The 22,767-nt window shown below is 31.0% G+C and carries 19 protein-coding genes and 4 tRNA genes; 14 read left to right on the top strand and 9 right to left on the bottom strand.

Annotation, left to right across the window (positions count from 1 at the left end; all coding sequences use genetic code 11):
• The first annotated feature begins 32 nt into the window (after positions 1-32).
• A complete protein-coding gene (locus CHB63_RS09785) occupies positions 33-1,322 on the top strand; it encodes an NAD(P)/FAD-dependent oxidoreductase (RefSeq protein ID WP_089378283.1) in 1,290 nt (429 codons plus the stop codon).
• Here CHB63_RS09785 and CHB63_RS09780 read toward each other — a convergent pair whose 3' ends face one another.
• The 9 genes from CHB63_RS09780 to uvrA form a co-directional block, all read right to left on the bottom strand.
• The gene (locus tag CHB63_RS09780; RefSeq protein WP_089378282.1) at positions 1,323-2,225 is read right to left on the bottom strand and encodes a TIGR01777 family oxidoreductase; all 903 of its coding nucleotides are present in this window, start codon (positions 2,223-2,225) and stop codon (positions 1,323-1,325) included.
• A gap of 75 nt (positions 2,226-2,300) precedes the next feature.
• A complete protein-coding gene (locus CHB63_RS09775) occupies positions 2,301-2,864 on the bottom strand; it encodes a 2-oxoacid:acceptor oxidoreductase family protein (protein WP_089378281.1) in 564 nt (187 codons plus the stop codon).
• 6 nt (positions 2,865-2,870) lie between these two features.
• A complete protein-coding gene (locus tag CHB63_RS09770) occupies positions 2,871-3,644 on the bottom strand; it encodes a thiamine pyrophosphate-dependent enzyme (protein ID WP_089378280.1) in 774 nt (257 codons plus the stop codon).
• On the bottom strand, positions 3,622-4,722 hold the full coding sequence (locus CHB63_RS09765; protein WP_217898407.1) for a 3-methyl-2-oxobutanoate dehydrogenase subunit VorB: 1,101 nt from the start codon (positions 4,720-4,722) through the stop codon (positions 3,622-3,624). The genes CHB63_RS09770 and CHB63_RS09765 overlap by 23 nt, the downstream gene beginning before the upstream one ends.
• An 18-nt stretch (positions 4,723-4,740) precedes the next feature.
• Positions 4,741-4,971, bottom strand: a complete 231-nt coding sequence (locus CHB63_RS09760; RefSeq protein ID WP_089378279.1) for a 4Fe-4S dicluster domain-containing protein — start codon at positions 4,969-4,971, stop codon at positions 4,741-4,743.
• Between the two features lie 190 nt (positions 4,972-5,161).
• Positions 5,162-7,612: an alpha-ketoacid dehydrogenase subunit alpha/beta gene (locus CHB63_RS09755; protein WP_089378278.1), complete on the bottom strand. Its 2,451-nt coding sequence runs from the start codon at positions 7,610-7,612 to the stop codon at positions 5,162-5,164.
• Positions 7,613-7,757: 145 nt separating this feature from the next.
• A complete protein-coding gene (locus CHB63_RS09750) occupies positions 7,758-10,574 on the bottom strand; it encodes a gluzincin family metallopeptidase (RefSeq protein ID WP_089378277.1) in 2,817 nt (938 codons plus the stop codon).
• Between the two features lie 11 nt (positions 10,575-10,585).
• The gene (locus CHB63_RS09745; protein ID WP_089378276.1) at positions 10,586-11,296 is read right to left on the bottom strand and encodes an LOG family protein; all 711 of its coding nucleotides are present in this window, start codon (positions 11,294-11,296) and stop codon (positions 10,586-10,588) included.
• Positions 11,297-11,353: 57 nt separating this feature from the next.
• A complete protein-coding gene (gene uvrA / locus CHB63_RS09740; RefSeq protein WP_089378275.1) occupies positions 11,354-14,179 on the bottom strand; it encodes an excinuclease ABC subunit UvrA in 2,826 nt (941 codons plus the stop codon).
• Positions 14,180-14,283: 104 nt separating this feature from the next.
• Between uvrA and CHB63_RS09735 the strand changes: the two genes are divergently transcribed.
• From CHB63_RS09735 to tuf, 13 genes are all read left to right on the top strand, one after another.
• A complete protein-coding gene (locus CHB63_RS09735; protein ID WP_089378274.1) occupies positions 14,284-14,511 on the top strand; it encodes a PspC family transcriptional regulator in 228 nt (75 codons plus the stop codon).
• 3 nt (positions 14,512-14,514) lie between these two features.
• Positions 14,515-15,510 (top strand): potassium channel family protein, encoded by a 996-nt coding sequence (locus CHB63_RS09730; protein ID WP_089378273.1) that lies wholly within the window; start codon positions 14,515-14,517, stop codon positions 15,508-15,510.
• 106 nt (positions 15,511-15,616) lie between these two features.
• Entirely contained in the window at positions 15,617-17,242 is a 1,626-nt protein-coding gene (locus CHB63_RS09725; protein WP_089378551.1) for an alanine/glycine:cation symporter family protein, read from the top strand.
• Positions 17,243-17,277: 35 nt separating this feature from the next.
• Complete coding sequence (locus CHB63_RS09720) at positions 17,278-18,150, top strand: ComEA family DNA-binding protein (protein ID WP_089378272.1); 873 nt, start codon at positions 17,278-17,280, stop codon at positions 18,148-18,150.
• Positions 18,151-18,181: 31 nt separating this feature from the next.
• Positions 18,182-19,348 carry an acyl-CoA dehydrogenase family protein gene (locus CHB63_RS09715; protein ID WP_089378271.1) on the top strand — a complete coding sequence of 389 codons (1,167 nt, stop codon included), beginning with the start codon at positions 18,182-18,184 and terminating at the stop codon, positions 19,346-19,348.
• 134 nt (positions 19,349-19,482) lie between these two features.
• Complete coding sequence (gene rpsU / locus CHB63_RS09710) at positions 19,483-19,680, top strand: 30S ribosomal protein S21 (protein WP_089378270.1); 198 nt, start codon at positions 19,483-19,485, stop codon at positions 19,678-19,680.
• 76 nt (positions 19,681-19,756) lie between these two features.
• Positions 19,757-20,653 (top strand): tyrosine-type recombinase/integrase, encoded by an 897-nt coding sequence (locus CHB63_RS09705; RefSeq protein WP_089378269.1) that lies wholly within the window; start codon positions 19,757-19,759, stop codon positions 20,651-20,653.
• Complete coding sequence (locus CHB63_RS09700) at positions 20,650-20,949, top strand: HPF/RaiA family ribosome-associated protein (protein WP_089378268.1); 300 nt, start codon at positions 20,650-20,652, stop codon at positions 20,947-20,949. The genes CHB63_RS09705 and CHB63_RS09700 overlap by 4 nt, the downstream gene beginning before the upstream one ends.
• 97 nt (positions 20,950-21,046) lie before the next feature.
• Positions 21,047-21,120 (top strand) — tRNA-Thr (locus CHB63_RS09695).
• A gap of 100 nt (positions 21,121-21,220) precedes the next feature.
• Positions 21,221-21,301: transfer RNA gene (locus CHB63_RS09690), tRNA-Tyr, on the top strand.
• 58 nt (positions 21,302-21,359) lie between these two features.
• Positions 21,360-21,432, top strand: a tRNA-Gly gene (locus CHB63_RS09685).
• Between the two features lie 11 nt (positions 21,433-21,443).
• A tRNA-Thr gene (locus CHB63_RS09680) sits at positions 21,444-21,515 on the top strand.
• Between the two features lie 57 nt (positions 21,516-21,572).
• Positions 21,573-22,760 carry an elongation factor Tu gene (gene tuf, locus CHB63_RS09675; RefSeq protein WP_089378267.1) on the top strand — a complete coding sequence of 396 codons (1,188 nt, stop codon included), beginning with the start codon at positions 21,573-21,575 and terminating at the stop codon, positions 22,758-22,760.
• The last annotated feature ends 7 nt before the right edge of the window (positions 22,761-22,767 follow it).

The raw sequence follows: 22,767 nt of genomic DNA, 5'->3' as shown, positions 1-22,767 counted from the left end.
AATTTGTCAATAAAATTAATTTTGATAGTAATATGAATATCCCTAAAACGAGTTTTCCTCGTGTTGTAATTATTGGAGGTGGTTTTGCAGGTTTAGCAGCAGTTAAAGGTTTGAAAAATCAAGAAATTCAAGTTGTTTTAATAGATAAAAATAATTATCATACTTTTCAGCCCTTATTGTACCAAGTTGCAACTGGAGGATTAGAACCAGATTCTGTTGCATATCCACTTAGAAAAGTTATGAAAAATCTACCAAACTTTTATTTTAGGCTTGCTGAAGTTTCTAAGGTGGATACTGAAAAAAGAAAAATTCATACAAATATTGGTAAATTAAAGTACGATTATTTGATTATTGCTGCGGGTTCAACAACAAATTACTTTGGGAATACTAATATTGAAAAGTATAGTATGGCAATGAAAGATGTGCCTCAATCTTTAAATTTAAGAAGCTTAATAATTGAAAATTTTGAAGATGCATTACTGACCAAAGATCTTGAACAGAGAAATGCTCTAATGAATTTTGTAATAGTTGGGGGAGGGCCAACAGGTGTAGAATTGGCCGGAGCATTGGCTGAAATGAAAAAAGGTATTTTACCAAACGATTACCCTGACTTGGATATAAGACAAATGCAAATTAATATAGTTCAGGGGAGTAATAGGTTGCTTAAAGCAATGAGTGAAAAAGCTTCTGAAAAAGCTGAAGATTTTTTAATTGAACTTGGAGTTAATGTTTGGAAAAATACACACGTTACCAATTATAATGGCTATAATGTAGAAACTAATACAGAATTATCATTCGAAGCCAGCACTCTAATTTGGGCTGCAGGTGTAAAAGGAGCCACTATTGGTGGATTGGGTCAAGAATGTGTAATTGAAAGAGCCGCAAGAATTAGAGTTGATGAATTTAATGCTGTAAAAACTCACAAAAACGTATTTGCAATTGGAGATATTGCTTGTATGGAAACTTCTCATTATCCAAAAGGGCATCCAATGATGGCGCAACCTGCGATGCAACAAGGAAAACAATTGGCAAAAAATATTATTGCTCAATTAGAAAATAAGCCTATGATTCCTTATGCATATAAAAGCAAAGGTTCTATGGCAACAATAGGAAGAAATAAAGCGGTTGTAGATTTAAAAAAGATTAGATTTCAGGGGGTTTTTGCTTGGTTTGTTTGGATGTTCGTTCATTTACTGTCATTAATTGGTTTTAGAAATAAAGCGGTTGTGTTTTTTAATTGGGTGTATAACTACATTCGATTTGATAGGGAAACAAGACTAATTATTAGACCATTTAAAAAGAAAAATAAAGAGTCCTTTTAATTATTTTTCAACTAAGTTTTCAAGTGCAATTTTTAGTTTAGGATATTTAAATTGAAAGTTTAATTTTTCTAACTTTTCACAAGAAATTCGGCTTCCTTTTAATAAAATTATAGACATTTCACCCAATATAATTTTAAGAATAAAAGAAGGAATATTAGGTAACCAAATATGTTTTCCCAGTAGTTTAGCAATAGATTTTGTAAATGCTTTATTAGTTATATGTTCAGGAGCTGTAGCATTGTAAATTCCATTAAATTTATCTTTTTCAATAGCTTCAAGATACATTTTACATAAATCATCAATATGAATCCAAGGCATATATTGGTGTCCACTTCCAAGAGCAGATCCAAAACCTAGTTTTATTGGTTTGGATATTTTTTCAAGTGCTCCTCCTTCTTTTGTTAGTACAATTCCAGTTCTAAAAATTACAGTTTTTATGCCTATTGAATTAAATTGATTTACAGCTTTTTCCCAAAGAATACAAATTTCACTTATAAAATCGGTTCCTGGTTTATCTTCTTCTTTAAAAATTTTATCAGTGGTTGTTGCTCCGTAATATCCAATTCCTGAAGCTGAAATAAAACCTTTTAAATTTGGATTATGCTCTTTAATTTTTTCAAATAATAAATTTGTTGAATTTACTCTGCTATTTATTAATTCAACTTTTCTTGACTTGGTCCAGCGTTTATCTACAATTCCTGCGCCTGCTAAATGAATTATAAAATCAATATTTATTAGAGCTTCTGGGTCTATATAATTAGCATCAACATTCCAATAAAAAGTATTTAATTGAGAAGTTTTGTTTCTACTTAAAATAGAAACTGAATGTCCTTTTTGTCTTAATAAATTGCATAGATATTTGCCAATTAATCCGGTGCCACCAGTTACTAAAATTGAAGCCATATAAAATCGGTTATTTTGTAGGAAAAGATATTACAAAATAACCGATATTAAAAATGATTAACACTGTTAATTAATTTAGCAAACTTGATTTTCTATTGTATAAAGTTTAACACTGTTCATACCTTTTGTAATTGCTTCTTCATTTAAAGGTATTAAATGGTGATATCGTTCAGGTAAAGACTTTTTTAATCCTTCTATAACATTGTTTAATTCAACTGTGGGTTTAATTTTTAAATAGGCGCCTAAAACAACCATATTAAATATTTTTTTATTTCCCATTTCAGTGGAAATTTTATTCCCATCAATTTGATAAATGTTGATATCAGTTCTGGTAGGATGCTGTGAAATCCCATTTGGCTCGTATAATAAAATACCACCTGGCTTAACACTTTCTTCAAACTTATCCATAGATTGCTGATTCAAGATTATGGCAGTATCAAAAACCTTTAAGTAAGGAGAACTGATTCTTTCATCGCTTAAAATAACGGTAACATTGGCTGTTCCACCTCTCATTTCCGGACCATAAGAAGGCATCCAGCTCACTTCTTGATCTTGCATTATTCCAGAATATGCCAATATTTTTCCCATTGATAATACTCCTTGACCACCAAAACCTGCGATAATAATTTCTTCTGTCATAATTTCTTATTTTAAAACTCCATTTACTTTAATATCTCCAAGTGGAAAATATGGAAACATATTTTCTTCCATCCAAATATTTGATTCAAGTGGAGTCATTTTCCAACCAGAATTACAGTTTGAAACGATTTCAATAAAAGATAGCCCTTTTTTTAATCGTGTGTTTTCAAAAGCTTTTTTTATTGCTTTTTTTGCTTTTCGAGCGTGTTTATGTGTATGTACCGCTTGACGCGTAACATAATGCACACCTGGAAGATTGGCAACTAACTCAGTCATTTTTAATGGTGAACCCATTGATTCAATTTCTCTACCATATGGTGAAGTTGAAGATTTCATTCCTTCTAAAGTAGTTGGTGCCATTTGACCACCAGTCATTCCATAAATTCCATTATTAACAAAAATAATTACAATATTTTCACCTCTATTACAAGCATGAATAGTTTCAGCAGTACCAATGGCTGCTAAATCACCATCTCCTTGATACGTAAATACATATTTTTCGGGCCAGGTACGCGCTATTGCTGTTGCAACTGCAGGTGCACGTCCGTGAGCTGCCTGAGTTATATCTATATTCATAAAGTCATAGGCTAATACCGAACAGCCTACTGGAGCAACTCCAATGGTATCTTCAGAAATTCCCATTTCATCAATTACTTCCATTGTTAAATTATGTGCAGTTCCGTGACCGCAACCAGGGCAATATGATAATGTATTGTCAGTCATTAATTTTGACTTACAAAATACTTGGTTTTCAGGTTTAATGATGTCTAATACATTCATTGTTTATTATTTTTAGTTCTAATGCTTCTAATACTTCTTCAGGTGTGTGAATAATTCCTCCAGTTCTTCCAAAATGTTCAACAGGCACTTTATGTTCAACAGAAAGACGAACATCTTCAACCATTTGCCCAGCATTTAATTCAACACTTAATATTCCTTTTACTTGGTCCGCTAAATCAAATAAAACTTGTTTTGGGTAAGGGAACAAAGTTATTGGTCTTAATAAACCAGCCTTTATTCCTTTTGCTCGTGCTAATTGAACTGCTTTTTGAGCAATTCTTGCACTTGATCCATAAGCTACAAATAGATATTCAGCATCTTCAGTTTGATATTCTTCATATCGTAAATCTTCTTTTTCCATCTGCTCATATTTTTTCATTAATCTACGAACACGAGCTTCCATTTTTTCAGATTGTAAATCTAGCGATGTAATTATATTTCTTTCTCTATTAGTTTTTCCTGTTACAGCCCAACTGTCATGTCTTTTTATAACTTCTTCATCTGTTAGTCTTTCTTGCTGGTCTTTTAGAAAAACTTTTTCCATCATTTGTCCAATTAATCCATCGGATAAGATTAAAACAGGAGCTCTATATTTAAATGCAATATCAAATGCATCTTCAACAAAATCTGCCATTTCTTGCACAGATGCCGGAGCCAATACATATAATTTATAATCTCCATGACCACCACCTTTTACTGATTGAAAATAATCTGCCTGGGAAGGTTGAATTGTTCCTAAACCTGGTCCACCACGAACAACATTTACAATAACAGCAGGTAATTCTGCTCCAGCCAAGTAAGATATTCCTTCTAGCTTTAGGGAGATTCCCGGACTAGAAGAGGATGTCAATACTTTTTTTCCAGTACTGGCAGCTCCATAAACCATATTAATTGCTGCAATTTCACTTTCAGCTTGTAACACAACCATTCCAGTTCTATCCTCTGGACGTTCAGTCATTAAATATTCAATAACTTCTGATTGTGGTGTAATCGGGTAACCAAAATAAGCATCAACACCTGCTCTAATAGCAGCTTCAGCTAATGCCTCGTTTCCCTTCATTAATTTTAATTCTGACATTTTTATTAATGTTTTTAGTTATGCAGTTACTTTTACCCTATATACTGATATTGCTCTGTCTGGACAAACAATTGCACAATTAGTACAACCTGTACAGGCTTCAGGATTATTCATATAAGCATAATGATATCCTTTTCTATTTACAGTTGAAGTCATACCAATTACATCTTCTGGGCAAACCGGAATACAAACTTCGCATCCTTTGCACGCTTCGGTATCAACTACAATCGCTCCTTTAACTTTTGCCATTTTAATAATTTTTTGAGTGAATATCGACTTGTAATTCTATTATCCTCAAAGTTATAGCTATTTTATTGTAAAAAGTATGATATATATCAATTACATGATAATTATCATATAATTTTGGTGTTTTTGGGAATGAAAAAACCCCAGAGAAGGGGTTTTTATTGATGTTTTATGTGGATGTAACTATTGTTTCTTAGTATAATTTTTTAAATTTTGATGGATTTGTCTCTTGCATAATGCTGTAAATTGTTTCAAAAATATCTTCTGCATTTGGTTTAGAGAAATAATCACCATCGGTACCGTAAGCAGGTCTATGTGATTTTGCTGCTAAAGTTATTGGTTTGCTATCTAAATATTCATAAGCATTTTGATTTTCTAATATTTCATTCAAAATATAAGCCGATGCACCGCCTGGCACATCTTCATCAATAACAATTAATCTGTTGGTTTTTTTAACACTTTTAACAATGTCATGATTTACATCAAAAGGGAGTAAACTTTGTATATCAATTATTTCAATACTTATATCAACCTGATTTAAATCTTTAACAACATCTTCCACTATTTTTAGAGTTGATCCATAGGATACAACTGTAATATCTGTACCTTCTTTAATTGTTTCAACAACACCAATTGGCGTTTTAAATTCTCCTAAATTATTAGGAAATTTCTCCTTTAAACGATATCCATTTAAGTTTTCAACTACTAATGCTGGTTCATCACATTCCAACAATGTGTTGTAAAAACCAGCCGCTTTTGTCATGTTTCTTGGCACTAATATATTTATACCTCTTAATAAATGAACAATTGCTCCCATTGGAGATCCAGAATGCCAAATACCTTCTAATCTGTGGCCTCTTGTTCTTATAATTAGCGGTGCTTTTTGTGTTCCAACAGTTCTATAATGAAGAGATGCTAAATCATCACTTAATATTTGTATTGCATATAGCAAATAATCTAAATATTGTATTTCTGCAATTGGGCGTAAACCTCTTAACGCCATACCAATTCCTTGTCCGATTATTGTAGCTTCTCTAATTCCAGTATCGGAAACTCTTAGTTTTCCATACTTTTCCTGCAGTCCAACTAATCCCTGATTTACATCACCAATATTTCCAGAATCTTCACCAAAAATAAAAACGTTTTTATTTTTTGAAAAAATTGTATCAAAATTATCTTTTAGAATTATTCTGGCATCAACCAATTCAGCATTTTCATTATAAGTTGGTAAAACTTCTTTTACATGCGAAACTTTTTTACTCGTTTGGCTGTATAAATGTGAACTGAATTTTGGTTGTTCCGAACTTAAAAACGTTGTAATCCAATTTTGAAGTTGTGTTTTTTCTATTGAATTTTCATTTCTTACATAAACCACCACTTTTCTAGCTGTTGATAATAGATCTTTTCTAGATGGTTCTAAAATAGCTGATAATTCATTTTTTAATTTATTTATAAATACTTTGTTCTCACTTTTTAATAAAAGTTTTTCTAAAAGATTTATTAATCTAATTTTTTGCTCCTTTATAGGTGTTAAAAATGCATTCCAGGCATCCCTTTTTGCTTGGGAAACTAATTTTTTAGCATCCTTTTCAATTTGAATAAGGTCAGCTTCAGAATCGATAAACTTTAAAAGATTACCTTTTTCATCTTGTAATTCAAATTCAAAAATCCAATCTCGCATTTTGGCAATACAATCGTGCTGTTTTTCCCAAACTAAACGCTCTTTAGATTTGTAACGTTCGTGAGAACCAGAGGTAGAATGTCCTTGTGGTTGAGTTAAATCTTTTACATGAATTAAAACCGGTACATGTTCTTCTCTAGCAATTTTTGAAGCTTTAATATATATATTAATAAGTTGAGGATAATCCCAACCATTTACTATAAAAATTTCATAACCTTTATTGTTTTCATCTCTTTGAAATCCTTTTAAAATTTCTGAAATATTTTCTTTTGTTGTTTGAAATTTAGCAGGCACGGAAATCCCATAAGCATCGTCCCAAACACTAATAACCATTGGAACTTGTAATACACCCGCAGCATTGATGGTTTCAAAAAAAACACCTTCCGATGTACTTGCATTACCAATTGTTCCCCAAGATATTTCATTTCCGTTAACAGAAAATTTTGGGTTTTCTAAATCGGGAATTCTTCTAAACAATTTTGATGCATATGCAACACCTAACATTCTTGGCATTTGACCTGCAGTAGGTGAAATATCACCCGTTGAATTGTATTGTTCAGTTAAGTTTTTAAACTCACCATTTTCATCTAAACTATGTGTAAGAAAATGACCTCCCATTTGCCTCCCACCAGACATAGGTTCATCTTTTAAGCTTGGATGTGCATATAATCCGGCAAAAAACTGTTGAGGTGTAAGTTCACCAATTGCCATCATAAAAGTTTGGTCTCTGTAATAACCAGATCTAAAATCTCCTTTTTTAAAAGCTTTGGCCATAGCCAATTGAGGAATCTCTTTTCCATCTCCAAAAATACCAAATTTTGCCTTTCCTGTAAGTACTTCTCTTCGTCCAAGTAGGCTGCATTCTCTGCTAATTACGGCTATTTTATAATCATGTAAAACTTCCTTTTTAAATTGATTAAATGAAAGTTGCTCATGATTTGTTTTAGATGATTCTAGCGGCATACTTTTAATTTTTTTAGTTTTGCAAAGGTATAGATTCTAAATGATAATTAAAAACTAAGCTTTAGAACAGATGATTGTTGTAAAATACATATTAAAAGCAAAGAAAGAATAAGGATAATTCAATTAAATTATAAAATCGATAAATTTAATAAAACCCTCTTTTAACAAAATTATAAATTCTTTTTGGTTTAATTACCAATACAAATCTAATTTTCGAACTATACTGAGGAGCACCTAATTCCCATCCCAAATTAGAATGAAATGGAAAATATACTTCTAAAATATCCTGAATAAAGTTAAGTCTAACACCATTTTCATGTGCAAAGTATACTTTTTGGTTTCGGTTTTTAACAAAGCCAACGTCATTATAAACTTCAAACCAACGCCATAATCCAACGCTAATATTTAAAGTAGATAACCATTGATTTGCATAAGAAACGGGAAGTTTAGATTTAAAACCACCTTCATTTATTATTATTTGCTGACTGAAAAAACCAGAAGTTTCAGACCTTCCCAAATAATCATATTGAAATAAATAATCTGTTGGTCGGTCCAGTGCAAAATCAAAATAGTTTGTTTCTGTTTTATTCCTTAAGAATGCACCCGCGAAAAACCGAAAGTCAAACTGTCTGTTAGCATCAGTTAATTTTCTATATCTAGCTGTTAATGAAAGTTTACTAAACTTATTTGAAACTTGTAATCCGGTTGAAAATCTAACATCATCTAATATTGCAGGTTTAGAATATCCATAACCAAGTCTAAAAATATTGTATTTATTAGTTTCTATATGTTGAGTTTGTGTTGGGGATTTTTCTCTATCTACTAATGTATAAGATGCAACTAAAGCTTTACTTCTAACATCCCTTAAACTTTTTCTCCTAAATTCTAATAATGCATATGGATTTATTGTTGTATAAGATAAATCTTGGGCATAATGATAGCTACTACCGGATATTCCTAAAGCAAATCGATTTATTTTTTTGTTTTCTGGCAGGTATTCATATTGAAAAGAGGCAGAACCAGAAAGCGTATTACTTTTAGTACTATATGATGGTGTTATTTTATAGTTTACATTTTTATTTAAAAGTGTTTTATTTGATAAAGCCATACCTAAAACGAGACCATCATAATAATTAAATCTATAAACAGGAGTGTAAAATAATTGGTTATAGTAAGTATCCTCAATGTCTTTTAGAAATTTTAATTGTAAGGGTCTATTAAATATTTTTCTATCTAGATCTTTCCAGTTATTTCTTAAATTATATTCGGGTAATTGTGATTCATAATTTAATGAAAGTTTATTAAAACCACTTTTAGGAATTGTAATTGTAGTTAAAGAATCGATTCCTGTAAGCCATTTTTTAAATTTTATTTCTTTATCCTGAATTCCATATAATTGAATAGGTGCTGTAAAATTTCTTCTATTTGCAATGCTAATTTCTAGTGAATCATTTTTCTCAGTAATTTTTTGAATTTTATAATCTATTTTTTTGTTGGTCTTTAAATAATCATTTTCAAACCAAGACAAATCTTTCTCTGTTTTTTGTTTTAAATAATTTAAAAATTGCTCACTTTTTACTTGTTTCCCAGAATTTGCATAAGAAAAATTCCAAATTAATGAGGGTACAAAAGCGTCTTCCATATAATTTTCTAAATACTTTAAACCTAAACCAGCTTTATAACTATTAGCTACTTTTCTGTTAAAATTGGATAGAGAGTCAGCTGGTGTTTCTAACGCTTGGTCTAAATTTTTTCGTGCTGCAAATTGATATACAAAATGATATTTTTCGTTAAAATTTATTTTTGCTATGCTAAAATTTTTAACTCCCCAAAGTTTTGATATATTTCCAATTGCTTTTACTTCTGGATAATATTTTTCAACATATTTAATCATTAAATAAGTGTGTAACCCATTAGCTAACCAATAATCTTCTCTTTTATTAAAAAGAAAAAGCTGGTCTATATATTCTTGCGAAAGCATTTTAAAAAGTTTAATATCCCACTCAAAAGCGTTATTGTAAGCAGCTAAAAATGAAGGTAATTGATTAAAGCCATAAACTGGATTTTTATCATATTCTATCTGGCTTAGCACTATTTTATCATGTGGATAATTACCTAAAAATGTTTTAATAAAATAAAATTCTCGTTTTAATATGCTTGCTTTTACATCGTCATTTAAATCTTCAGAAATAATATTACTAGTAATTGTTTGACCATCAAAAGTATAATCCTTAAAGCCATTAATTTTAGAAATATTTAATTCAATATCAAATCTTTTTTTACCTGTTAAGCCATAACTTTTAATGGAATCTTTCACATAATAGGAGCCGATTAAATCACTAGTTATTTCATAATCTTTTGGAACTTTAAAACTAATGTTGTAATCTGTATAATCAACATACAAATCATCTAAATCTAAGTTGTTATAAAGTTGCCATTTTGTATCAAAAATGGCAGGTGTTAAATACCAGTACCTTAAATTATATTCGAGTTCATTTACTCCGTATTTAGTGAATTTATCGTTTGGGATTTTAACTAAATAAGTGATAGATATTTTAACTGAATCTTTTGGTTTTAGAGGTTCATATAAATTAACCTTTAAAAAATCTGGATTTTCTTCAGTAATTTCAAAATTTGCTGTGTTAAAGTTTGCAGAAATTCCGTTAATGGTGGTATTCCCTCTATGTTTATCGTTTGCAAAATGAAATGTTTTCGAATAATTTTCAATAAATCTTTTTGCTAAAGGAGTTTTTTTGTCTTTATAAGCATTAGGCCAATTATGAAAATAAATTTCATTTAGAACACTTTTAGATTTATTATAAAAAATAGTTTCTTGTTGAATCTTAATTTCGTTTGTTTCTGAGTTTAATGCCGCAAATATTCTTATATTATTTGTTTGACAATTTATTTTATTGAAACAAATAGTTATAAAAATTAAGAATAAAAATGCGTGCTTTTTCAAGAGAATTAAGTTTAGAAATTAGGGCTTAAACTGTATTTTTTATAGAAATTATCAATAACCTCAAGTACTTCTTTTTCGGTATCGACTAATGAAATTAAATCTAGATCTTTTGGACTTATATTTCCTTCTTCAAGTAGGGTATTTTTAATCCATTCAAATAAACCTGCCCAAAATTTTCGCCCAACTAGAATAATTGGAAACTTTCCTATTTTTTTTGTTTGAATAAGCGTAATGGCTTCAAATAATTCGTCCATTGTTCCAAATCCACCAGGCATTACTACAAATCCTTGTGAATATTTTACAAACATCACTTTTCTAACAAAAAAGTAGTCGAAATCTAAGCTTTTATCAGAATCAATATAAGGATTGTCATGTTGTTCAAATGGTAATTCAATATTTAAGCCAACTGAGGTTCCTTTACCACGATGCGCACCTCTATTTCCTGCTTCCATAATTCCAGGGCCACCACCAGTTACAACTCCATAACCGTTTTTTGTTAACTCATAAGCTATATTTTCTGCCAATTTATAATAGGCGTGGTCTTCTTTGGTTCTAGCAGAACCGAAAATACTAACACAAGGGCCAATTTTACTCAAACGCTCAAACCCTTCAACAAATTCTGCCATTATTTTAAAAATGGCCCAAGAGTCATTGGCTTTAATTTGGTTCCATGTTTTTTGTTGAAACTTTTCTCTTATTTTTTTATCGTCATTTGGTGTCATATTTCAAAAATGTCTTTTCTATGATATTAATAATTTAATTTTAAAAAAATTAGGAGCCTAATGTAATTCTTTTTTTAAGAATTTAGCAGTATAACTTCTTTTATCAGAACAAATCTCTTCTGGGGTTCCACAGCATATTAATTGGCCACCATTTTTTCCACCCTCCATACCTATATCAATAACGTAATCTGCTAATTTTATTACATCCATATTATGTTCAATTACAAGTATCGTATTTCCTTTATTTGTTAACGTATTAAGTACCTCCATTAACACGCGAATGTCTTCAAAATGTAAGCCTGTAGTTGGTTCGTCTAATATATAAAAAGTATTTCCTGTATCTCTTTTAGATAATTCTGCAGCTAGTTTAATCCGTTGTGCTTCGCCACCTGAAAGTGTAGTAGATTGTTGTCCGAGCGTTATATAACCCAAACCAACATCGTTAATTGTTTTTAGTTTTCTGTAAATTTTCGGAATGTTTTCAAAAAACACGACAGCTTCTTCAATAGTCATTTTTAAAACATCAGAAATTGATTTTCCCTTATATCTAATTTCTAAAGTTTCTCTATTAAAACGCTTCCCTTGACACGTTTCGCATTCCACATGAACATCTGGTAAAAAATTCATTTCTATAACACGAACTCCACCTCCTTGGCAAGTCTCGCATCTTCCACCTTTAACATTAAAAGAGAACCTGCCAGCTTTGTAGCCTCTAATTGCAGCCTCACTTGTTTTGGTATATAGACTTCTAATTTCACTAAAAACCCCGGTATAAGTTGCTGGATTTGATCGGGGAGTTCTTCCAATTGGTGATTGATCAATATCAATTACTTTATCTACATGTTCTAATCCATCTATAGATTTGTAAGGCATTGGTTTTTTTACACCTCTATAAATATGCTTGTTTAAAATTGGATATAATGTTTCATTTATAAGGGTAGATTTTCCGCTTCCTGAAACTCCAGTAACACAAATCATTTGCCCTAATGGAAATTCTACGGTTACATTTTTTAAATTATTTCCAGTTGCACCAGATAATTTTATTTTTTTTCCGTTTCCTTTTCTTCTCTTTTTAGGAACCATAATTTCCTTAGTTCCATTTAAATAATCGGCTGTTAAAGTTTTGTGCTGTTTTAACTCTTCAAAAGTTCCTTCACTAACAATTTCTCCCCCGTGTACACCTGCGCCCGGGCCAATATCTAAAACGTAATCGGCGTGCTCAATCATGTCTTTATCATGTTCAACAACAATTACAGAATTACCAATATCTCTTAAGTTTATAAGCGATTTAATTAGTTTTTCATTATCACGCTGATGTAACCCAATACTTGGTTCATCTAAAATATAGAGCACTCCAACCAATTGAGATCCAATTTGGGTAGCCAATCTAATGCGTTGAGCTTCACCCCCGGAAAGTGATTTAGAACTTCTGTCTAACGTTAAATAATCTAAACCAACATCCAATAAAAATTGAATTCTGGTTCTAATTTCTTTTAATATTTCTGAAGCTATTTTTAGTTGTTTTTCTGATAATTTATCTTCAATTTTTGAAAACCATTCAGCAAGTTCTAAAACATCAAGCTGTGCTAGTTCCGAAATGTTTTTATCATTTATTTTGAAATATAAAGCCTCTTTTTTTAAACGATTTGCATTGCAAGAGTCACAATTCATTTCATTCATAAAATCTTTAGCCCAACGTTTTATGGAAGTTGATTCACTTAATTTATATTGATTTTCAATAAAATTGATAATTCCTTCAAAATCTATTTCATAATTTCGGGTAATTCCCATTGTTTTTGAAGCAATGTCAAACTTTTCTTTTCCACCGTTTAAAATAATATCAATAGCCTCTTTTGGAATACTTGAAATAGGGTCACTAAGTTTAAAATTATAGCGATCTCCAATTAATTGTAATTGCTTAAAAATCCAACTATTTTTTTCTTCTCCAATAGGAGCAATTCCTCCGCTTTTTATTGAAATTTTTGAATCAGGAATAATTTTTTGAACATTAACCTTATTAATTCTTCCTAATCCGTTACAAGTTGTGCAAGCTCCTTTTGGCGAATTAAATGAAAACGTATTTGGTTCTGGATTTGGATATGAAATTCCTGTTTCGGGACACATTAAATCTCGGCTAAAATACCTAGGAGTATTTGTATTGTGCTCTAAAACCATAATTACATTTTCACCAGAATACAAAGCAGTTGTAATTGTTTCTTCCAATCTTTTTTCTGAAGCTGTATTTACCAATAATCTGTCAATTACAATTTCAATGTCATGCATTTTGTAACGGTCAAGACGCATTCCTTTTTCAATTTCTCTAATTTCACCATCAACCCTAACTTTAACAAAACCTTGTTTAGCAATTTGTTCAAATAATTCTCTATAATGTCCTTTTCTCGATTTTATTACTGGAGCAAGTATTACTATCTTTTTATCTTCAAATTCGCTTAGAATTAATTCTTTAATTTGCTCATCAGAATAGCTTACCATTTTTTTATTGGTATTGTATGAATAAGCATCAGCTGCACGGGCAAATAGTAGCCTTAAAAAATCATAAATCTCAGTTATGGTTCCAACTGTTGAACGCGGACTTTTATTGGTTGTTTTTTGTTCTATTGAAATAACTGGTGAAAGCCCATCTATTTTATCAACATCAGGTCTTTCTAATCCACCCAAAAATTGACGTGCATAAGCAGAAAAAGTTTCAATGTATCTTCTTTGGCCTTCGGCATAAATAGTGTCAAAAGCTAATGAAGATTTACCACTACCACTTAAGCCAGTAATAACTACCAATTTTTCTCGAGGAATACGAACATCAATATTTTTTAAATTATGAACTCGGGCTCCTAATACTTCAATATACTCTTCGTGTTTTGCCATTAGATTTTTGGAAAGTTGCAAAGTTAAAAAATTGTAACTACAATTTAGATATTCAACTATATCTTATTTTGAAAATTAGTATATTGCATTAAAATTTAAAGCCTGTGAAGTGGATAGATTCTTTAAGACATTTTTTTGAAAAACACGGTTTTGCTGTTTCTTCAAGATTTGCTGATCGATTAGGTATAAATGTATCAAACGTTCGTTTGTTTTTTATATATATCTCATTTGTAACTTTAGGTTTTTCTTTTGGGATATACTTAACATTGGCTTTTTTATTGCGTTTAAAAGATTTGTTTTACACTAAAAGAAGGTCAGTATTTGATTTATAATATATGATATTGAGACCCAAATTATCTATTTCAATTGCATTATTACTTATAGTTATGGCTATTGGAATTTCTGGCTACATGATAATTTCAGGAGATAATTTTGTAGACTCTCTTTATATGACTGTTATTACCATGACTACTGTGGGTTTTGGTGAAATACACTCTTTTAGCCCGAGTGAAAAACTTTTTACAATATTTTTAATATTAATAAGTATAGTAGCTTATGGTTATGCAGTAACTGCAATAACAGAATATTTGGCAAGTGGAAAATTTTTAGAACAATTAAAAATTAAAAAGGTGGAACAGAAAATTGAAAATATGAATAACCATACGGTGGTTTGTGGTTATGGCAGAAATGGAAAACAAGCGGTTGCTAAATTAATTCAATTTAATCAGCCTTGTGTGGTTATAGAAAAAAGAACGGCTGAAATTGCTGAATTAGAACGAGATAATATTTTGTTTGTTGATGGAGATGCTACCAAAGATGAAGATTTGGCTAAACTAGGTTTGGATAGGGCAAAAAGTTTAATAACAGCTCTGCCATCTGATGCTGATAATTTATTTGTTGTTTTATCAGCAAGGCAATTTAATAAGGATTTCACTATAATAAGTAGGGCCTCTAATGAATCTTCATACGGGAAGCTAAAATTTGCGGGAGCTACAAATGTTATAATGCCAGATAAATTAGGAGGGGCGCATATGGCTTCATTAGTTGTGACTCCAGATTTAGTTGAATTTGTTGATAGACTTACTATTGCGGGCGATGTTGAAGCTAATTTAGAAGAAATCTCTGTAAATGAATTACCTAAAGAGTATATTGATAAAACAATTTTGGATCTTGATTTGCGCAAAAAAACGGGATGTAATGTAATAGGTTTTAAAACCAAAGCAGGTGATTACTTAATAAATCCTGATGCAAAAACTCAATTAGAAAAAGATACTTATTTAATTGTTTTAGGAGATAAAGACCAAATTCTGAAGTTACGAGCGCTTTTTTAAAAAAGGAATAAAAAACGAACATTTTTAAGATTTAGTTATTATTTATTTGTAGCAACATCATTTTTTCGCCATATTGCAGCAACTTTTAAAAATTAACCAAAAAATTATGAGTAAAAAGCTTCTATCACTTCTATTATTAGTAGTGCCATTTTTAACATTTGCCCAAGAATCAGCAGAAAAAGGATTAGATGAAAGAATAAATGAAGGTTTTATGCCTTTCGCCACTTGGTGGGAAGGTTTTGTATTAACTACGGTTCCTATCGCTGGAAATAATGTTCCTTTAGTAGTTTTGCTTTTGGTTATTGGAGCAACTTTTTTTACAATATATTTTGGATTTCCAGCAGTTACAAAATTTAGGTTGGCAATTAATACAGTAAGAGGTAAATACGATGAGATTGATCATCATGGTGTGGAAAAAGCAGATTTGAATATTGTTGATGGAGATTTAGTTGATACTATAGGAGATGAAAGTAAAGATGGTGAAGTAAGTCATTTTCAAGCTTTGGCAACAGCAGTTTCAGGTACCGTAGGATTAGGTAATATTGCGGGGGTTGCAGTAGCAATTGCTGTTGGTGGGCCTGGTGCAACATTTTGGATGGTTGTTTGTGGTTTAATTGGTATGTCAACTAAATTTGTAGAATGTACATTAGGAGTAAAATATAGAGATGTAGGTGAAGATGGTACAGTATATGGAGGTCCAATGTATTATTTAAAAAGAGGGCTTGAAGCACAGAATAAGGCTATTTTAGGTAAGATTTTGGCTGTAATGTTTGCAGTATTATGTGTTGGAGCTTCATTTGGAGGGGGAAATGCTTTTCAATCCAATCAGGCAGCAGTTCAAATAGAATCAATGTTAGGTTTAGAAGGTGGAGCTTCTGGATTTATTATTGGTGTAATTATGGCAATATTAGTTGGAATTGTGATTATTGGAGGTATTAAGAGAATTGCTAAGATTACCGAAAAAATAGTGCCATTTATGGCTGGAATTTATATTATAGCTTCACTAGTAATTATTTTTGCAAATATAAAATATGTTGGAGATGCATTTTCAATGATATTCTCTGGTGCATTTACTCCTGAGGCCGGTTTAGGGGGTGTTCTCGGAGTATTAATAGTTGGATTTCAAAGAGCGGCGTTTTCAAATGAGGCCGGTGCAGGATCTGCCGCAATTGCACATTCAGCAGTGAAAACAAAATATCCAGCAAGTGAAGGTGTTGTAGCATTACTAGAGCCTTTTATAGATACTGTAGTTATTTGTACTATGACAGCTTTAGTTATTATCTTTTTTAATATGGATGCTGGAGCCTTTGATTACGGAAATTCTGTAAATAGCGCCGTATTATTAAATGAAACTCAACAATATATTGGAGGAGTAGACTTAACTTCTATGGCTTTTGATTCTGTAATCCCAGGATTTAGTTATGTGTTAACAATTGCTATTATTTTATTCGCATTTTCAACTATGATATCTTGGTCTTATTACGGTTTACAATCTTGGAAATATTTATTTGGTAGAGGTAAAAGCGCTGATTTAGTTTATAAATTTTTATTTTTAATTTTTGTTGTAATAGGTGCTTCAGCAACCCTTGATGCTGTAATTAAATTCTCGGATGCTATGATTTTAGCTTTAGTGTTTCCAAATATGATTGGGTTACTTTTGTTATTCCCTAGAGTTAGAGAAGAAATGGAAACCTATATAGAAGCTATTAAAACTGTGACAGTTAAAAAATAAATTGATAATTTAAGATTAAACTATTCTATCATAAAATGAATTTTTTTAAATCCCATTTCAGGTATAACAAACGCCAACGAAATGGGATTTTCTTTTTATTATTAATTATTATCGTTCTTCAAATTGGTTTCTTTATTGTTGATTTTTCATCAAATGAACCTATTGATGTTTCACAAAGTGAGTTTGTTCATTTTAAAAAAGAAATGGATTCTTTAAAAATTGCTGAATTAGAAAAAAGAAAGCCAAAAATATACCCGTTTAACCCAAATTATATATCAGATTTTAAAGGTTATCAATTAGGAATGTCTGTTGATGAAATTGATAGGCTTTTAAATTTTAGGGCATCTGGCAAATATGTAAACTCTGCTAAAGAGTTTCAAGCTTTAACTAAAGTTAGTGATAGTTTGTTAAATACTATAAGTCCCAATTTTAAATTTCCTGAATGGGTTAATTCAAAAAAAGAAAGCCCTTCCACAAAGTATATTCAAAAAAGTCTTGTAATAATTAAAGAGAAAGATATTAATTTAGTTGATTCGGAAGATTTGATTAAAATAAAAGGCGTTGGAGTTAAATTAGCTAAAAGAATACTAGATTATAGAACTAAATTGCAAGGGTTTTCTTTTAATGATCAGCTTTATGAAGTTTGGTATTTAGATAAAAATGTAGCTGACGAAGTTTTAAATTTTTTTAAGGTTATTGAATTACCTAAAATTCAAAAAATAAACATAAATACAGCGACTTTTAAAGAGGTTTTAGCAATTGCTTATATTGATTATGAGCTAACTAAGAAAATATTTAGCTACAGAGATGAAGTTGCTGAAATTCAATCGTTAAATGAATTTAAGAAAATAGATGGTTTTCCAATTGAAAAATTCGAGAGAATAAGCTTATATTTGGTCGCAGAATAAATTCACAATAATTATAATAGTTAGCCTGTAAATGAATAGTATGTATTTTACTGAAGAGCACAAGGCATTTCGACAAAGTTTTCGAGATTTTTTACAAAAAGAAGTTGTTCCTAATATTGATAAATGGGAAAAAGCAGGGTTTATTGATAAAGGTATATGGACCAAGTTTGGAGAAATGGGATATTTCGGACTGAATTATCCTGAAGAATTTGGGGGATTAAACTTAGATCTTTTTTACACTGTTATTTTTTTAGAAGAACTGCAAAAAGTGAATTCTGGAGGATTCGCTGCTGCAATGTGGGCTCATACTTATTTAGCCATGACACATCTTGAAAAAGAAGGATGTCAAAAAATAAAAGAAAATTATTTAGCACCAAGTATTAGTGGAAAAAAAGTTGGTTGCCTTTGTATTTCAGAACCATTTGGAGGATCTGATGTTGCTGGAATGAGAACTACGGCCACTAAAAAAGGTGATACCTATATATTAAATGGTTCCAAAACGTTTATTACAAATGGAGTTTATTCAGATTATTTAGTAGTTGCTGCAAAAACAAATCCTGAGTTAGGAAATAAAGGGTTGAGTATTTTTGTAGTAGATAGAGAGTCTGCCGGACTTTCAGCAACTACTTTAGAAAAACTAGGTTGGAAAGCTTCGGATACAGCTGAAATAGCATTTGACAATGTGATTATTCCATCTGAAAATTTATTAGGTGAAGAAGGAAAAGGATTTCCATATATTATGCAGCATTTTGCGTTGGAGCGAGTTGTTATGGCTGTAAATGCGCATGCAAGAGCAGAATATGCTTTGGACTATGCAATTCAATATATGTCTGAAAGAAAATCTTTTGGTAAAACAATTAACCAGTTTCAAGCATTACGTCACAAGGTTGCCGATATGGCAAGTGAAATTGAAATGTGTAAAGAATTTAATTATTCTATAGTGTATAGGTTAAATAAAGGGCAATATGTTGTTAAAGAGGCAACTATGGCTAAATTAAAGGCTACTAAAATCGCTGATGAAGTTATATATCAATGTTTGCAATTGTTAGGAGGATATGGATATATGGAAGATTATCCAATGGCAAGATTATTTAGAGATAGCAGATTAGGTCCAATAGGAGGTGGAACATCAGAAATATTGAAAGAAATAATTTCAAAAATTGTAATTGATAAAAAAGAATATAAGCCAGTTACATAAGCAGTTTACAGGTATTTTAAGATTGAATTTTTATTATGGTTAAAAAAAGTAATATTATTTTGGTTTATTAAAAATAATAGTATCTTTGCAGTCCAAAAATTAAAAGAGAACGACTTGAAAGGAGGTGCTAAAATATGTTAATCATACCAGTTAAAGACGGAGAGAATATCGATAGAGCGTTAAAGCGTTATAAAAGAAAATTTGATCGTACGAAGACAATGAAAAATTTACGAAATCGTAAACAATTCAACAAGCCTTCAGTTATAAAACGCGCACAAAACATAAAAGCTCAATATGTTCAGAATTTAAGAACAATAGAAGAGCAAGGCTAAAAATTTTAGCCAAAACTTTAAAACCGTTAGTTAAAACAATTTACAATTTGTATGTTTGTTTTCTAACGGTTTTTTTATGCTTATAAATTCCTTTCTTGACTATTTATTAATTGAAAAAAAATATTCTAAGCATACCATAATTGCTTATGAAAAGGATTTGAATGATTTTCAATTATTTTGTATTAGTGAATGTGAAGATCAGAGTATAACTTCGGTAAATTATTCTCAAATTAGAAGTTATATAGTTAGTTTAGTTAATTTAGAAATATCTAATAGAACTATTAATAGAAAAATATCTTCGTTAAAATCGTTTTATAAATTTCTTCAAAAAACAAAACAAATTGAAATAAGTCCTTTGTCAAAGCACAAAGCGCTAAAAGTTTCACAACAAATTCAGGTTCCTTTTTCGGAAAAAGAAATAATTGATGTGTTAAATTTACATGATGAAGAAATTAATTTTGAATCGATTCGTAATAAATTAATTGTAGAATTATTTTATTCGACAGGCATTCGTAGAAGTGAATTGATTCACATTGAAATAAGTAGTATAGATTTTAATAATGAAACTGTTAAAGTTGTTGGTAAGCGAAATAAGGAACGCATTATTCCGTTAATAAAACGAGTACTGCAATCGTTAAAAAAATATTTAGAGTTTAGAGAGCGAATAGAAAATAAAGAACCTTATTTGTTTATAACCAAAAAAGGGAAAAAAGTTTACGATACACTTGTGTATCGTATAATAAATAATTATTTTAGTAGTGTGTCGTCAAAAGTTAAAAAAAGCCCTCATGTTATTAGACATTCTTTTGCAACACACTTGCTTAATGAAGGGGCTGATTTAAATTCAGTAAAAGAATTACTTGGGCATTCAAGTTTAGCGTCAACACAAGTTTATACCCATAGTAGTTTGGGTAAATTAAAAGAAATATATAACCAAGCTCATCCAAGGAGCCAAAAAAATTTAGATTTATGAAAGTACATGTACAATCTGTTAATTTCAATGCGGACAAATCACTTATTGAATTCATTGAAAAAAAGGTAGGAAGTTTAGAAAAATTTTATGATAAAATTGTGGATGCAGAAGTATTTTTAAAGGTTCAACAAACAAGCGAGAAAGAAAATAAAACTGTAGATGTAAAATTGAACATTTCCGGGAATGATTTTGTAGTGAAAAAACAGTGTAAAACATTTGAGGAAGGGGCAATGTTAGCAGTGGATTCGCTAAAAAGAAAACTAAAGCAGATTAAAGAAAAAGTAAGAACAAAATAATTTATAAAAAATAGTTAGAAAAAGTTTTGTTTAAAATTAAAACTTTAATACATTTGCAGTCCGTTAGAAATAGCGGGCTTCTTTTATGGAGTAAAATGCCGATGTAGCTCAGCTGGCTAGAGCAGCTGATTTGTAATCAGCAGGTCGTGGGTTCGAGTCCCTCTATCGGCTCAAAAATAGATAAAAATAATTAATTTTATCTATTGAAAAATTGAAAGAGTAGTTTTATTGAGGCTTAGGCTTCGATTATACTCAGATCTTTGAAATTATTGGTGAGATACTCAAGTGGCCAACGAGGGCAGACTGTAAATCTGCTGCGCAAGCTTCGAAGGTTCGAATCCTTCTCTCACCACAAGTAAAAAATTGGAATAAAGTATTTATTACCAGTGATGATTTGAAAAAAAATTATTGCGAGAGTAGCTCAGTTGGTAGAGCTTCAGCCTTCCAAGCTGACTGTCGCCGGTTCGAGCCCGGTCTCTCGCTCAATTTTTTTGGCCGGTGTAGCTCAGGGGTAGAGCGTTTCCTTGGTAAGGAAGAGGTCACGGGTTCAAATCCCGTCATTGGCTCAAGTAAAGAATTGAATTAAACATTATATATAACTTAAGATTTAAAAATTAACAATTATGGCTAAAGAAACCTTTGATCGTTCGAAACCACATTTAAACATTGGTACTATTGGACACGTTGATCACGGTAAAACAACCTTAACAGCTGCTATTACTGTTGTATTAGCAGAGAAGGGACTTTCTAAAATAATGAATTTCGATCAAATCGATAATGCACCGGAAGAAAAAGAAAGAGGTATTACAATTAATACTGCACACGTAGAGTATCAAACTGCTAATCGTCATTACGCTCACGTTGACTGTCCAGGTCACGCGGATTACGTAAAGAATATGGTTACTGGTGCGGCTCAAATGGATGGTGCAATCATCGTTGTAGCTGCAACGGATGGACCAATGCCTCAAACTAGAGAGCATATCTTATTAGGTCGTCAGGTAGGTATTCCTAGATTAGTTGTATTCATGAATAAAGTGGATATGGTTGATGATGAAGAACTATTAGAATTGGTAGAGATGGAAATCAGAGATTTATTATCTTTCTACGATTATGATGGTGATAATACTCCTGTTATTCAAGGTTCTGCTTTAGGTGGATTGAATAAAGAACCAAAGTGGATGGATAAAATCATGGAATTAATGGATGCCGTTGATACTTGGATTGAATTACCAAAACGTGATGTTGATAAAGATTTCTTAATGCCAATTGAAGATGTATTTTCAATTACTGGTCGTGGAACTGTTGCAACTGGTCGTATTGAAACAGGTGTTGCCAATACTGGTGATGCAGTTGATATTATTGGTATGGGGGCAGAGAAATTAACTTCTACTGTAACAGGAGTTGAAATGTTCCGTAAAATATTAGATAGAGGTGAGGCTGGAGATAACGTTGGTATCTTATTAAGAGGTATTGCAAAAGAAGATATAAAAAGAGGTATGGTAATCTGTAAGCCAGGTTCTGTAACTCCTCATGCTAAATTTAAGGCTGAGGTTTATGTTCTTAAAAAAGAAGAAGGTGGTCGTCACACGCCATTCCACAACAATTACCGTCCACAGTTTTACGTACGTACAACTGACGTAACAGGTACTATTATGTTACCTGAAGGAGTTGAAATGGTAATGCCAGGTGATAACTTAACTATTCATGTAGAATTACACCAACCAATTGCATTAAACGTAGGTCTACGTTTTGCAATTCGTGAGGGAGGTAGAACAGTAGGAGCAGGTCAGGTAACTGAGATGTTAGACTAAAAAATAT

Source organism: Lutibacter flavus, from assembly GCF_900188355.1.
Classification (GTDB): Bacteria; Bacteroidota; Bacteroidia; order Flavobacteriales; family Flavobacteriaceae; genus Lutibacter; species Lutibacter flavus.
This window is presented reverse-complemented; position numbering and strand designations above follow the sequence as displayed.